Origin of the sequence: Myxococcus sp. CA040A (assembly GCF_013336725.1) — a bacterium.
Taxonomy (GTDB): Bacteria; Myxococcota; Myxococcia; order Myxococcales; family Myxococcaceae; genus Myxococcus; species Myxococcus llanfairpwllgwyngyllgogerychwyrndrobwllllantysiliogogogochensis.
In genome coordinates, this window is sequence record NZ_JABUMR010000015.1 from 31,434 (window position 1) to 45,994 (window position 14,561).

The 14,561-nt window shown below is 68.6% G+C and carries 11 protein-coding genes; 4 read left to right on the forward strand and 7 right to left on the reverse strand.

Annotated elements, in window-relative coordinates:
• Positions 1-136: 136 nt before the first annotated feature.
• Positions 137-3,547: an Ig-like domain-containing protein gene (locus HUA75_RS41930; protein WP_174489628.1), complete on the forward strand. Its 3,411-nt coding sequence runs from the start codon at positions 137-139 to the stop codon at positions 3,545-3,547.
• A 92-nt stretch (positions 3,548-3,639) separates the two neighbouring features.
• Here the strand turns inward: HUA75_RS41930 and HUA75_RS41935 are convergent, their stop codons facing one another.
• The 3 genes from HUA75_RS41935 to HUA75_RS41945 form a co-directional block, all read right to left on the reverse strand.
• The gene (locus HUA75_RS41935) at positions 3,640-4,236 is read right to left on the reverse strand and encodes a hypothetical protein (protein ID WP_254628056.1); all 597 of its coding nucleotides are present in this window, start codon (positions 4,234-4,236) and stop codon (positions 3,640-3,642) included.
• A 108-nt stretch (positions 4,237-4,344) separates the two neighbouring features.
• Positions 4,345-5,421, reverse strand: a complete 1,077-nt coding sequence (locus HUA75_RS41940; protein ID WP_141646929.1) for an MBL fold metallo-hydrolase — start codon at positions 5,419-5,421, stop codon at positions 4,345-4,347.
• An 83-nt stretch (positions 5,422-5,504) separates the two neighbouring features.
• Positions 5,505-7,874: an arylsulfatase gene (locus tag HUA75_RS41945; RefSeq protein ID WP_174489629.1), complete on the reverse strand. Its 2,370-nt coding sequence runs from the start codon at positions 7,872-7,874 to the stop codon at positions 5,505-5,507.
• A gap of 206 nt (positions 7,875-8,080) precedes the next feature.
• Between HUA75_RS41945 and HUA75_RS41950 the strand changes: the two genes are divergently transcribed.
• Positions 8,081-8,548, forward strand: coding sequence for a carbonic anhydrase (locus HUA75_RS41950; RefSeq protein ID WP_141646931.1), 468 nt, complete (start codon positions 8,081-8,083; stop codon positions 8,546-8,548).
• Between the two features lie 21 nt (positions 8,549-8,569).
• Here the strand turns inward: HUA75_RS41950 and HUA75_RS41955 are convergent, their stop codons facing one another.
• From HUA75_RS41955 to HUA75_RS47310, 4 genes are all read right to left on the reverse strand, one after another.
• Complete coding sequence (locus HUA75_RS41955; RefSeq protein ID WP_141646932.1) at positions 8,570-10,045, reverse strand: amino acid permease; 1,476 nt, start codon at positions 10,043-10,045, stop codon at positions 8,570-8,572.
• A 109-nt stretch (positions 10,046-10,154) separates the two neighbouring features.
• Positions 10,155-10,835 (reverse strand): hypothetical protein, encoded by a 681-nt coding sequence (locus HUA75_RS41960; protein WP_174458949.1) that lies wholly within the window; start codon positions 10,833-10,835, stop codon positions 10,155-10,157.
• Between the two features lie 119 nt (positions 10,836-10,954).
• Positions 10,955-12,058 (reverse strand): right-handed parallel beta-helix repeat-containing protein, encoded by a 1,104-nt coding sequence (locus HUA75_RS41965; protein WP_371746317.1) that lies wholly within the window; start codon positions 12,056-12,058, stop codon positions 10,955-10,957.
• Positions 12,007-12,447 (reverse strand): hypothetical protein, encoded by a 441-nt coding sequence (locus tag HUA75_RS47310; RefSeq protein ID WP_254628057.1) that lies wholly within the window; start codon positions 12,445-12,447, stop codon positions 12,007-12,009. The genes HUA75_RS41965 and HUA75_RS47310 overlap by 52 nt, the downstream gene beginning before the upstream one ends.
• A 468-nt stretch (positions 12,448-12,915) precedes the next feature.
• Between HUA75_RS47310 and HUA75_RS41970 the strand changes: the two genes are divergently transcribed.
• Both HUA75_RS41970 and HUA75_RS41975 read left to right on the forward strand, forming a co-directional pair.
• A complete protein-coding gene (locus tag HUA75_RS41970) occupies positions 12,916-13,530 on the forward strand; it encodes a hypothetical protein (protein WP_174462620.1) in 615 nt (204 codons plus the stop codon).
• A complete protein-coding gene (locus HUA75_RS41975; RefSeq protein ID WP_174489631.1) occupies positions 13,527-14,549 on the forward strand; it encodes a DUF2071 domain-containing protein in 1,023 nt (340 codons plus the stop codon). Before HUA75_RS41970 ends, HUA75_RS41975 begins: the two co-directional genes overlap by 4 nt.
• Positions 14,550-14,561: the final 12 nt, after the last annotated feature.

Sequence of the window (14,561 nt, forward strand, 5' to 3'; positions counted from 1 at the left end):
CCCGCGCGGAGGACGACTCGTCACCGGCGCCGGAGCTTCCGTCACATCCCCGCCCTCGCTGTCGACACGTCCCGCTACGACACGGTGCTCCAGCGCCTCCGGTGTTCGCCGGCGGCCCGTAGCGAGGAGCGTGTCCATGCATCGCCCGATATCCATCCGAAGCCTGTTCCTGGCGAGCGCCCTCACCCTGGCCTTCGTGCCCGGGTGTCAGGACGCCCCGCCGCCCGCTGACTCCCCTCCCGAGCCGCTGGGTGCCGCCACCCAGGGCCTCACCTGCGGCGACAGCCTCATCCCCGCGATGACGGCCGGCGATGCTCCGAGCGGGCTCGCCATCGGCTCCAGCCAGCTCAGTGCGTCCAACCCCGGCTGGATGGCGCTCGACGGCAGCGACACCACCATGTGGCTCTCCGCGAGCGGACAGGCCACGGCCTGGCTCACCTACGAGTTCTTCAACGGCCCCAAGACAGTCACGCACTACGCCATCAAGTTCTCCAACGGCACGCTCAACGCACGAGCCCCCAGGGACTGGACGCTGCAGGGCTGGTCCGGCACCGCGTGGAACACGATTGACTCGCGCACGCTCCAGACGAACTGGGGAGGCACCGAGCAGCGCGAGTTCGCCGTCGCATCTCCCACGGCCTACAGCAAGTACCGCCTGGTGGTGACGGAGGACAACGCGGCCGGCACGGGCGTGGATGTCCTCTCCATCGGGAAGCTGAGCTTCTACAACTGCGCCTGCGCCGCCAGCGTCAACCAGGTACCGGACATGACGAGCGCGACCGCGCCCTCCGGCATCGTCACCACCTCGGGGGTCATCGACGCGGAGCCGGAGTACGACGCCTGGAAGGCGTTCGACAGCGTGGCCACCGGAGCATCCATGTGGATCTCCGCCATCAAGCAGACTCCCGCGTGGTTGGCCTACGAGTGGACGGACGGTCCTCGCATCGTCAGCCGGTACGCCATCAAGTACGCCAACGGAGACATCACCACGCGCGCGCCGAAGAACTGGACCTTCCAGGGCTGGAACGGCAGCGCGTGGGTGACGGTGGACACGCGCATCGACGAGATGAACTGGTTGGGCGCGGAGCGGCGCGAGTACACGCTCAGCACCCCGAGGACGTTCAGCAAGTTCCGGCTGAACGTGACGGACGACAATGACTCCCGCACCGGGGTCGAGGTCATCTCCCTGGCACGGCTGGAGCTGCTCGGCTGCGTGCGCGACACGGTGGCGCCCATCGTCCCGGTGTTCACGGGCTTCACGCCGGCCTCTCCCAGCACGCAGACCAGCACGACTCTCGCCGGCACCACGGAGGCGGGAGCCACCGTGCGGCTCTTCTCCGGAAGCAGCTGCGCCGGAAGCCCCCTCGCGAGCGTGACGGCCACCGCCACGGGCACCTTCACCCGCCTCTTCACCATGACGGCCAACACCACGAGCACCTTCTCCGCGAAGGCGGAGGACGCCGTGGGCAACATCTCCGCGTGCTCCGCCGCCATCAGCTATGTCCATGACAACATCGCCCCCACCACGCCCTTCCAGCTCGGCTTCGTCCCCAATGGAGTGGGAACGCAGCTGACGCCGCTGCTCGAAGGTCGCACCGAGGCGGGCGCGCTTGTCCGCGTCTTCCAGAACTCCAGCTGCGGAGGGACTCCGCTGACCACCACCACGGCGAACGCGACGACCGGCAACTTCAGCCTCAACCTCACCGTGGGGACCAACGCGGTGACGACGTTCTCCTTGCGAGCCGTGGATGCCGCCGGCAACACCTCCGGCTGCTCTCCGACGGTGGCGTACACGCACGACAACCTCGCGCCACTGCCGGCCACCTTCATACCGGGACTGGTGCCCTTCCCCCAGGCGCCCTTCGTCAGCGCGGTGCGCACCCTGGCCGAGCCTCGCACGCGGGTGGTCCTCTTCTCGAACGCGGGCTGCACCACGCCCATGGGCACGGAGGTGCCGTTGGACAATGCCGGCAGCGCGATGGTGCCGCTGCTCGCCAACCAGGTCGGTGTCACCGTCTTCGCGAGGGTCCGGGACGCGGCGGGCAACCAGTCCTCCTGCACGTCCTTCACGGAGACCTGCGTCGCGGGCTTCCTGGACTGCGATGGCAATCCGGGCAACGGGTGTGAGACGTCGATGATGGAAGACGCGGCGAACTGCGGCGCGTGCGGCACCGTGTGCGGTGGCGCGGCCTCGGCGAGCGGCGTCTGCGGCGCGGGGACGTGTGGCCTCGGCTGCGCGGTGGGCACCTTCGACTGCGACGGCAACGCGGTCAACGGCTGCGAGTCCTCCACGGCCTGTACTCCGGGCGTGTGTCAGGTGACGCCGAACCGCGAGCTGCTCATCACCGACCTGTCCGTGGTGGAAGACCCGGTGCGCACCACCGGCAACGGCGTCTGGACGTTCGGCACGCTGATGCGCCGCATGAACGGCGGGCAGAACCCCTCCGAGCTGGTGCGCAACTGGCTGAAGACGTGGGAGCAGGACCAGTTCATCGAGGCCTCGTTCGTCGCCGCGCGCACGCGCATCCGCCCCGACGTGCTCGGGCCGTGGGAGGCACGCAGCGGCGGCCCCACCGCACAACTCGACTTCAACACGGCGCCATTCCGACTGCTCGCCATCGTCAACCGCATCGACCTGCGCAGCGAAGGTACGCACTCAGGTGAGGGCCGCTTCGTCTTCGGTGTCACCACGCCCACGGGCCAGCCGCTGCCGTTCACCGTCATCCTCGAGTACATGCTGCCCGGCGATGGGCCGGAGGACATCCAGCGCTGGGCCCGTGACTGGCACGAGTTGGGCACGCTGAGCCTCGGCACGCCCGCGTTCAACACGAAGCTCCAGGCGCTCACGGACCGCTTCACCCAGTCGTTCGTGGCACCCGGCCACTTCATGGGCAGCGCCATCCATCAGGTGCGCACCAACGAGAACGCGCTGGACCCGCTGTGGGAGCTGCGCGAGTTCCACTTCGGGCCCACCGGCCTGGCCCCCGCTCCCGTGGCCCTCACGCCGGAGCTCTTCCACGCCGGCACGCCCCTGGTGTCGGACTACGTGCAGCAGAACGTGGTGCCCCTCATGAACGGCACCCACGAGGTGCCGGCCTTCTTCGAGGGACAGCCCTTCCTCGCGGGCTCCGCGCTCACGCCGTTCTTCTTCTTCTGGGACGCGCCGGGCGCGGACCCCGAGGCCCGGCATCGCTTCTCCCTGAACACGTGCAATGGCTGCCACGCGGGCGAGACGCAGACCCCCTTCCTGCACATCTTCCCGCGCTCGGCGGGTAGCGCCTCGGGCCCATCGCCCTTCATGGTCAGCCAGGCGCCGATTCCTGACCCCGTGAACTCCTCCATCACCCGCGTCTTCGACGACCTGGGCCGGCGAGACGACGACCTGGAGAACCTGGTGTGCGGAGCACCGCAGGGCTTCCAGGCGATGACGGGCTCCGTGGGTGAGGCCCTGCTCGCGCCGCGCTCACTGAGCAGCGCGAAGAACCTGGACGCGGCTGTGCCGGGCTTCCCGCCCCGCTCGAACCTGCCTCCGGGCCGCGTCCACTGAGACGCGCCGGACACACGAAGTGAATGGGCCGGGCTCCACCAAGGCGCGTGGAGTCCGGCCCGAATCATGTCCAAAGGACATCACGCGCTGGCTCAGAAACTCCCGAGCATCCAGGCACTGCCCACGAGGATGGAGACCGTGGACGCCACACGAGGCACATGCGTCGCCAGCTTGGAGGAGAACTGCTTGATGCGGGAAAAGGCGGCGATGCTCGCGGTGAGCGCGGACATGGCCAGCGTGCTGCCGATGGAGAACCCGCCCAGGTAGAGGGCCTGCTCTGGCGCGGTGCCCGACACCGCGATGGGGAGCAGCAACACCAGCGCGGATGCCCCCGTCAGACCGTGCACCAGCCCCACGGCGAGCACGCCTCGGGACGCCAGGGCCTCATCGCCCGCGCCCAGCTTCCGCCGCAGTCCCCAGACGCCCATCCCCAGCAGCGCGAGTCCCGCGAGGCGTTCGGCCCAGCGATCAACGGACTCCAGATGCACCGCGGACAGGAGCACCAGCAGGACTCCCGCGGCGATCAGGGTGCCGAGCCCATGGCCGAATCCCCACAGCAGCCCCACCCGCCACGCGCCCCGACGACGTCCCACCGAAAGAGGGGCGAGACTCAGCAGATGGTCCGGTCCCGCCAGTGCGTGCAGCGCACCTGAACCGACAGCCGCGAGCGCGATGAGGGGCATGGTCATGGTGGTATCCACCTGCTGAGGGAGAGATGCCCATCCCCCCGCCCGCGTTCCAAGACATCGACTCAGGGGTCCCGCGAAGCCCCGCCGCCCGGTCGATGGAACGCCCGCCTACCCGCCCAGGACGGGCCCTGGGGCCAGCACTCCCGCCGAGACTTCCCGCCACCAGGGCGTGGCCTGCTCCAGGCGCAGGGGCTCGCTCGCGGCCCCCAAGCGAGGCGTGAAGAGCCGGACCTGCTGCTCGGAGGCCAGCCGGAGCAGCGTCTCCGCGGGCTCGTCCCATGCGTGCAGGGCCAGGTTGAAGGTGCCCCAGTGCACCGGCATCAACCGGCCGCCCCCGAGCATCTCGTGGGCCTTGAGCGCGTTCTCCGGTCCCAGATGGATGGTGCCCCAGCTCGGATGAAAGGCCCCCACCTCCAGCATCACCAGGTCGAACGGACCATGGCGCCGCCCCACTTCGCGCAGCTCCTCCGTCAGCCCCGTGTCGCCACTGAAGAAGAGGCGGTGCTTGTCACCCTCCAGCACCCAGGACGCCCACAGCGTCCGGTTCCGGTCGCCTAAGCCGCGCCCGGAGAAGTGCTGCGACGGCGTGGCGGTGAGTGTCACCGGTCCCACCGGGGTCCGCTCCCACCAGTCCAGTTCGGTGATCAGCTCCGGCGCCACACCGTAGGCCTCCAGGTGGGCCCCCACGCCCAGGGCCGTGACGAACGGAACGCGCCGCTTCGCCAGGGCCTGGATGGTGGGCCGGCACAGGTGGTCATAGTGGTCGTGCGACAGCAGCACCACGTCCAGCTCCGGCAACGCGTCCAGGGACACCGGCGCCTCGTGGAAACGCCGAGGCCCGGCGAAGGACATGGGCGAGGCACGCTCGCCGAACACGGGGTCCGTCAGGATGCGCGCGCCGTCCAGCTCCAGCAGCATCGTGCTGTGCCCCAGCCACGTCACCCGCAGACCGGTGTCGGGCCTCCGCCCCCAGGCTTCCAGCGGGTTCTCCAGGGGCAACGGCCCCGGAGGCGTGCGCTGCGCGCCCCCGAAGAAGTACTCGCCGAGCAACGGCAGGGGGTTGCCCTGGATGCCAGGGTGCACGGGCGCGGTGTTGCGGAACCGACCCTCCGCGAACTGGCGGGAGGCGCTCACCCGCTCGAGTCGCAGCCCCGAGATATGCCCACCACGGCTGGAAGAAGACATGTCGTCGTGTCTAACGCCTTGGCCCGATTCTGGCCACCCCACCAGGAGGACGAGCGATGGGTCGCCCTCCCGGCGGGAGGAAGTCAGTCCAGTCGGACGTGCTGCTCCAACCGCTCCTCGGCCGTCAGCTCGCGGTTGGCGACGTCCAGGTCGAAGTCGAAGGTGGCGTACTCGATGCGCCCCGTGAAGGGGAACGTCCCCCGGTCCAGGTACCCGCGGCTCACGGGCGAACGGGAGTCCATTCCGACATCCATGCACTCGGTGCTGAAGCGCCCGCGACACTGACGCGGAATCGCCACGTGGCCCACGTCCTTGCCGTTGATGAAGAGGCGTGCCGACGCGGGGCCGCCCAGCGTGTCGGACTCATTGGTGAACGCGAGCTTCAGCTCCACCCGACCCGTGGGGACCTCGATGTCCGACACGGCCTCGTGCCGCTCCATGTCGAAGAAGTTGTAGTGGTAAACGAGCCGCCGGTCCTTCACGTACAGCGACCAGCCGCCCATGTCTCCGCCCACGCAGACCAGCACGCCCTCGGTGCCCTCCGAGGGAAGGTCCGCTCCGACGGTGAGCGTGTAGCTGATGTTGTTCGTCTTCGGCGCGCTGCCCTCCGGCAGATAGGTCATGCCCGAGTAGAACGTGACGCGCTTGCGCCCGTAGAACCAGCTCGGGCGGAGCGTGACGTCCGCGCGCTCGATGAACCGATCATCCAGGGGCAGCACGTCGTACTTCGCCGCCTCCACCATGAACAGGTCCTGGAGCTCGCGCAGCTTCTCGGGATGTCGGGCCGCGACGTCCACCGCCTGGCTGTAGTCGCCCCGGAGGTCATAGAGCTCCCAGCGGTCCTTGGCGAAGTCCGCCGTCCCCACTGTCTGCCACGGCAACCGACCATGTCGGCATGAGGCCATCCAGCCATCGCGATACAGCGCCCGGTTGCCGAACATCTCGAAGTACTGGGTGGTCCGCGTGCTCGGAGCGTCCTCGGCCTTTTCATCGAAGGTGTACGCCAGGCTGACGCCCTCGATGGGCTTCTGCGGCGTGCCCTTCATCATCGTCGGCTCGGTGATGCCGATGACCTCCAGCAACGTGGGCGCGATGTCGATGATGTGGTGGAACTGGAAGCGCGAGCCACCTCCCTCGGTGATTTCGCGAGGCCACGAAACAATCATCGGGTTGCGCGTGCCACCGAAGTGCGAGGCCACCTGCTTCGTCCACTGGAACGGCGTGTCGCCCGCCCAGGCCCAGCCCACCGGGTAGTGCGGCGACGTGCCCGGCAGGCCTATCTCGTCCTGTCGGTCCAGGAGCTGCTGGAGGTCGGGCGCGTACCCTCCCAGCGTCAGCATCTCGTTGAGGGTGCCCGTGAGCGTGCCCTCCGCGCTCGAGCCATTGTCTCCGATGATGTAGAGCACGAGCGTGTTCTCCAGCTCACCCAGGTCGTCGAGTGCCTGGACGACTCGGCCCACCTCGTGGTCCGCGTGGGACAGGAAGTCCGCGTAGTTCTCCGCCATGCGACTGAAGAGCTGCTTCTGCTCGTCGCCGAAGGAGTCCCATGCGGGAATCTCCGCGGGGCGCGCGGTGAGCTTCGCGTCGGGAGGAACCACGCCCAGCTCTATCTGCCGCTTGAACACCTCCTCGCGATAGGCGTCCCAGCCCTGGTCGAACTTCCCCTGATGCCGGCCTCGCCAGTCGAGTGGTGGCTGGTGCGGCGCATGGCCCGCGCCGGGTGCGAAATAGAGGAACAGCGGACGCTGCGGGGCAATCGACTTCTGCTGGCGCATCCACCCGATGCAGTCATCCGCGAGGTCTCGCGTGAGCTGATAGCCCTCCTCGGGCGTCCGGCCGGCCTCCACGGGCTCCGTGCCCCGATAGAGCGCGGGACGGAACTGGTCCGTCTCACCGCCGATGAAGCCGTAGAAGTAGTCGAAGCCCCGCTGCGTGGGCCAGTTGTCGAACGGCCCCGCCGCGCTCGTCTGGTTGTCGGGGACGTTGTGGTTCTTCCCCCACCAGGCCGTGCCGTAACCATTCTGTTGGAGGGTCTCCGCGATGTTTCCACAGCTCTTGGGGATGATGCCCGTGTAGCCGGGGTAGCCCGTGCCTATCTCGCCGATGACGCCCGACGCGGCGCTGTGGTGGTTGCGGCCGGTGAGCAGCGCGGCCCGCGTGGGAGAGCAGAGCGCGGTGGTGTGGAACTGGCAATACTTCAACCCGCTCCGCGCGAGCCGCTCGGCCGTCGGCATCGCGACCCGTCCGCCGAACGCGCTGGACCACCCATAGCCCACGTCGTCCAGCAGCACGAGCAGCACGTTGGGCGCGCGCTCTGGCGCGTTCGGCTGGCGCGGGAAGTCGGGCTTCGAGTCCTGATAGGTCAGCCCGATCTTCGCTTTCGAGAAGCGGTACTCCGGGCCTGGGTAGACGTGGCGATCCACCTTCCGAGGGAACCGAGGCTTCCTGGCCATCGCACGAGTCCTTGCTGCGCCGGGCGCAAAGAAAACCGAGGGCACGGCACCATGGAGACAGGTGGGCCCCCCTGGACGCGCCTTCAAGCCACCCCCGAGCGCCGCCCAGCCCCCGGGCCCGTGTCCCCCCCCCTGGACGACGGGGAGGAACAGCCAGGCACGCATCCGCTCGAACCCTGGGAGGTGAAACCCGCTAGGGTGCCGCCATGATCGACGAGAAGCCGTTCGTCTCCCGCCACCGCTACGAGCACCACCATCCGACGGTGCTCGCCATCTATTGCTCGGATGGACGCTTCACGGATGCCGTGGAGGACCTCGCCACCCACCTGGGCCATGAGCGCATCGATACGCTGACCATCCCCGGTGGTCCCGCGCTCCTCAACCGCTGGGTGGCTGACTATCTGGAGAGCGACACCATCACCCGCGCGGCCCGCTTCCTCATCATCGGCCACCACATCGAGGAGGTCCTCCTGCTCGCTCACGCCAACTGCGGCTACTACCAGTCCCGTCACGGAACGATGGGGCCGGAGTTCATCGCGGAGCAGCAGGTCCAGGATCTGCGTCACGCCGCCGAGCAGCTCCAGAAGGAGCACACCGGCATTCGCGTGCGCCCGTTCTTCGTCCACCCGGAAGCGGAGCGCATCCACTTCAAGCCCGTGGCCCTCCACGACTGAGGCCGCGGACGACCCTCTGGCTCAGCGCGAGTCCGTCCGCCCCGCCGCCTCCGCTTGCCCCACGCGGGAGTGCTTGCGGCCGTAGCCGAAGTAGATGACCAACCCCAGCGCGAGCCAGAGGATGAGGCGTATCCAGGTCTCCGTGCCAAGGCCCAGCATCAGGGCCGTGCAGACGAGGATGCCCAGGATGGGGACCACGGGCACGAAGGGCGTCCGAAAGGGCCTGGGCAGATCCGGCCGCGTGTAGCGCAACACCAGGATGCCGGCGCAGACGACCACGAACGCGAACAGCGTTCCGATGGAGACGAGGTGCCCGAGCAACCCGATGGGAAACAGCCCCGCCACCACCATGGACACGGCTCCGGTGATGAGCGTGGACACATAGGGCGTGCGGAAGCGCGGATGGATGCGGCCGAAGAACGGTGGCAACAACCCGTCGCGCGACATGGCGAAGAAGATGCGCGGCTGCCCCATCAACATGACGAGCACCACGGACGCCAGTCCCGCGATGGCCCCCACCCCGACGATGGGACGGAGCCATTGCAGGGCCGGGCCCCCCTCGGAGATGGCCACGTACACGGGCTCGGGCACGTTCAGCGTGCGGTACGGCGCCAGGCCCGTCATCACCGCCGCCATCAGGACGTAGAGCACCGTGCACACGATGAGCGAGCCGAGGATTCCCGTGGGCAGGTCCTTCGACGGGTTCTTCGTCTCCTGCGCGGCCGTCGAGACGGCGTCGAAGCCGATGTACGCGAAGAAGATGACGCCCGCTCCCGACAGCACCCCGCTCCAGCCAAACTCTCCGAAGCGCCCGGTGTTGGGAGGGATGAAGGGCGTCCAGTGCTCTCGCTCGACGTGGAAGGCGCCGAAGACGATGACGAGCAGGACGATGGCGACCTTCACGAAGACGATGATGTTGTTGACGCGCGCCGACTCGTGGATGCCGACGACGAGCAGCACCGTGAGCACGCCCACCAGCAGCACCGCCGGAAGGTTGATGAGCGCTCCGGTGGCGTGAGGGATGAGCGAGCCCGGCGCGGTGTCGAACGGAGCATTCGCCAAGGCCGCCGGCAGCTGCCACCCCACGTAGTCGCGAAGGAAGGCCGTCAAGTAGCCGGACCACCCCACCGCCACGGCCGAGGACGCGAAGAGGTACTCCAGCATCAGGTCCCAGCCGATGATCCACGCCACCAGCTCGCCCAGCGTGGCGTAGCCGTACGTGTACGCGCTGCCGGCAACGGGAATCATCGAGGCGAACTCCGCGTAGCACAGCCCCGCGAAGAGACAGCCGACCCCGGCCAGGACGAACGACAGGACGATGGCGGGCCCCGCGTGCTGCGCCGCCGCCGTCCCCGTCACGACGAAGATGCCCGCGCCGATGATGGCCCCGATTCCCAGCAACGTCAGCTGGAACCCATTGAGGGTGCGGTGCAGCTCATGCCCCGCGCCATCCTCGTCCTGGAGCCTCGCGAGGCTCTTCTTCGACCAGATTCCCACGGGCGGCAGTCAATGCCGGCCCGCGAGCATTCGGAAGCACGGACAGCGGCGCTCGTCGGCAAGTGTCACCCGGCGAGCGAATCGCCGGAGCGGCGCCCCCGGTATCGACTCAGCCGCGGCGGTGGTCGCGGCGGTCCTCACGGCGCTCGCGATGGTCCTCACGGCGCTCGCGATTGTCCTCATGAAGCTCCTGCTTTCCCTCGCGGACCTCGCGCTCCGCCAGCCGGATGAGCTCCTGGATGAGGTCCCGCTTGCGGTGCAGCGCGCCACCATTCCGGCGGCCCTCCAGCTCCGCGAGCTCCCGGGCGATGACCTGCCGAGTGCGCAGCGTGGCGGCCTCCGCCTTCACATCGCGGCGGTCATCCCGGGCATCCCGCCGGTCATCGCGGAGGTCCCGCTTGTCGTTGACGTACGCGGCCCGGCGCCCCCAGGCGGCATCGTCGCGGACCTCCCACTGCTCCGCGCGCACCTCGCGCTGGCTGCGCTGGGCCTCCCTCTGCGAGGACGACAGCTCGGTGCGGCTCTCCATCATCTCCGCGCGAAGAAGCTGGCGCAGGCGCCCTTCCACGGCATCCATCTCTCGGGTGTCACGACGCGCCCAGGCCTTGTCGAAGCGGGCCAGGACGGCCTTCAGCTCCTCCACGTCCTTCCGGTCGTCGCGAAGCTCGCGGCGGTCCTCATGCACCTCGTAACGGTCCTGCGCGCGCTCCCATTGGTTGGAGCGGGACTGGGCCTGCGCGCTTCCCGCGAAGAGAAGTCCCGCGAGCACGGCGGATGAAAAAGCGTTCATGGTGGGGGGTCCTCGTGAGCGCGAAGCTCGCTTGTGTGTACAGGCCTACTGACGCGGCCTGAGCCATTTTATTCGAGGCTTCGAGCCCCCGGGTGGAGACAAGGTAGGACTCGCGCCGACTACTGGGCGGCGACGGTGCAGTCGCCCGTCACATTCGGCGCGGGGTTGCCATTCACCGTGTTCCCACTGAAGACGTTGTCGCTCTCGACCACCAGCTCCACCGCGCCGCTGCCTCGGTTGCACACCACCACGCCCCCCGCCCCTGCCTGGTTGTCCAGGAAGCGGTTGTGTCGCAGGGTGACACCGCGAGTGCCAACATCCTCCACGTAGATGGCCGCCGCGGGCCCCTTCGTCACGAAGTTGTCTTCGAAGAGGTTGTCCACGATGAGGTCGTTGTTCGGCTGGAAGTAGTGCAGGGCCGCGCCGCCGCCCAGGTCGTAGATGTTCTGTGAGTTGGGCCAGGCGAGCACGGGCCTCACCGTCAGGCCGCTCCACACACTGCCCCGGAACGCCTCCAGGCCGTTGTTCCGGAAGGTGTTGCCGCGCACCACGGAGTCACGTCCGTGCGTCACGCACATCGCCCCGCCACCCGCCATGGAGGACGTGCCCGCCTGAGCGAAGCGGTCGATGTCCGACGTGCGGTTGCCTTCGAACAGCGTGCTCTCCACGCGAGAGCCCACGGTGAACATCAGGTCCAGCGCGCCGCACTTCGCCGCGGACACGTTGTCGCGGAACACGGAGTTCCGAATCGTCACCGGCCCCGGGTAGTAGGCCCACAGCGCGCCACGCGTCCAGTCTCGGTCGCCGTTGTATTCGTTCTTGCGCACCTTCTCGAAGACCATGTGGTCGAAGACGGGGTGTCCCTCTCCCACGGAGTTGTCTCCATAGAAGTTCATGCCCCACCAGCCATACGGGTTCGTCGAGGTGAGCAGCACGGGCTTGTCCGCCGTGCCACTCACCTGGATGCCGCCGTACACACGCACTTCCACGCGGCCCTTCTGGTGGTTCATCACGCTGTCCGGCGCACCCGCCGCGACATCGGCCTCCGTCACCTCCGGGCGCCCCTTGAAGTCGAGGATGACGCCGGGCTGCACCTTGAGGACCTGCCCCTTCGGAATCGTGACGACGCCCTGGGCATTGCCGATGACCCGGTAGGGTGAGCCCGCCGCCGTCAGCGTCCCGGACAACGTGCCCGTGACGACCGTGCCGCCATCCGTCGGCACCTCGACGGGCCCCGCATCCTGGCCTGCGTCCAGGCCACCATCCGAAGCACCGCCATCCGTCCCAGCATCGGCTCGGCCCGCATCCACGGGGTCAGGACCACTGCCACCGTCCACGCCGGAGTCGCCTCCATCCGAGGTCCCAGGGCCAGCGTCGCGCGCAGGTTCGCCACCAGCATCGCGCTCCGGTTCGCCGCCAGCGTCACGTTCGGGCTCTCCACCGGCATCGCGCTCGGGCTCTCCACCAGCATCACGCTCGGGCTCTCGACCAGCGTCGCGTTCGGGCTCGCCACCGGCGTCACGTTCGGGTTCTCCACCAGCGTCGCGTTCGGGCTCGCCACCGGCGTCACGCTCGGGTTCTCCGCCAGCATCGCGCACGAGCCCGCCACCATCCTCCACTCCCACGCCGTCTTCAGGGTCCGTCGACGAATCTTCGCCGGAACAAGCAAAGGCACTCACCGAGAGAGACACGGCGACGACGCTGGCAATCAAGAAGGAAAACGAAGATGTCTTCATAGGCGGGCTGGCAGGTAACACGAGCAGGAGTCAGCCACCATTGCATGAGGGTCCCATCCCATGCGGACCAACCTTCGCTCCGAATTCCTGCACGAAGGTACATGCCCGCCTCACGCGCCAGGCACTTCCCCACCCCCGCGGTCGGGCTTCCCTCCTCCAGTGACCCGTACATGCCGCGCACTCACCTCACCTGCATGGTCGGTTTTCATGCACCAGGTGGAGACATCCCGTGCACTGAAGCCTGCTCCCTCGCTTCGCCACACCGTGGCTGACGTACCGGGTCTGGAATCCGACCGCGAACGGGACGCCTTCCTCGCCGGGGGTCGCGTAGACTCCGCGCCACGATGAACCGCGAAGAAGCGAACCAGGCCCTCGAGCTCATCCGCCGCGTCGTGTCCCAGGCGCGTGACGACTCGGCCCTCCAGAACTGGGGCGTCATCTGGATGCTCCATGCCTTCACCAACGCCGCGGGCTTCGCCGCCACTCAGTGGCTCTGGAATCGGGGAGACCGGACGCCCGGCGCCTACGTCGTCCTCTGGAGCGCCATCCTGGCCTTCAACATCTCCAGCATCTTCCTGCTCAAGCGCGGCCAGACGGCGGGCGCGCGCTCCTTCGTCGAGCGGCAGATCTGGGCCATCTGGACCACGTTCATGGGTGGCATGGGGCTGGTGGCCCTCATCAACTGGCTGCTCGGCCTGGACCGGCTGTTCATGCCCGCGGTGGCCTGTGTGTTGTTCGCCACCGCCTTCTCGATGATGGGTGCGCTGATGGGCCGGGTGTGGTTCACGGTGGCGGCCTTCTTCGCGGTCGTCTCCCTGGTGATGACGCGCTTGCCAGAGCACGGCTTCAGCCTGCTGGCCGCGCTCTGGTTCGCGGTGCAGTTCGGCGGAGGGCTCGCGCTCCACCGCGCCCGCTTGCGCAGGCTCGCGGCCCGGACGCCCGAGGCCCGGCTGGTATGAAGCCGGAGTCGCTCGCCGCACTGGTGGCCCTCGCAACCGAGCCGTGGGGGCTGGACGAGCTGGAGCTTCACTCGCGCCTCGCGGTGGCTGGAGTGACGGACCCCGCGTCGGCGCTGCGCGCGATTGCCCTGGCGGGCCTGGCTCGCGAGGAGCGACGCCGCTGGGTCCCTACGCCGTTGGGACACGAGGCCCTGCGCGAGGCCCACCTGCTCCTCGCGGGCAGCCAGGACCCGAGCCCCAGTCCCCCCGGCATGGAGGAGTGCCCATCCGTGCCCTGGCTCACCCAGGTGCAGACGCACTGGGTGGAGGCCGTCTCACTCAACTACGCGGTGGACGCGGAGCGACTCGCGCGCCTGTTGCCCGCGCCGCTCGTTCCAGAAATCCATCGCGGCACCGCGTGGGTGCAGGTGCTGATGTCGTCCCTGCGCGACATGCGTCCCCAGGGCGTGTCTCCCCTGCTGGGCGTGTGCTTCTACCAGGTGAGCTATCGGGCGGCGGTGCGCTATCGCAACGCGCGCGGTGAGTGGCGACGCGGCGGCTACTTCGTGCGCAGCGAGACGAATGACCCGGTGATGCGCCGCGTGGGCAATGCGCTGGACGAGTTCCGCTTCCACGAGTTCGGCGAGGCGCACATGGTGATGGCTCGCGAGGGTGAGCTGCTCACCGTCGCGGCGGACCCGGAGGCGGCCTTTCCCGGAGGGCGCCTCGTCGGCGTGTTCGACACCCGGCCCCAGACACACCCGCCCCAGGGCAGCGTGTGGACGGGACTGGAGGATCTGCACGAGCCGCTGGTCGAGTGCTACGACGCGCTCGGTGTTTCGGGCGACTTCGTCTACGTGCTCACCATCGACCGCGCCCCATGGAACGCCCGCTTCTGCACCCCGGTGGAGCTGTACTGCGAATACTTCGAGGAGGGCCCTCTCGCCCCGGGAGCGCGCCTGGACTCGGTCCTCCACCTCACGGAGTGTGCCTACCGCTGGCGGCCTCTTCGCAGGGAACGACATACCGTGGAACCGTGAGCGACCCGGCGG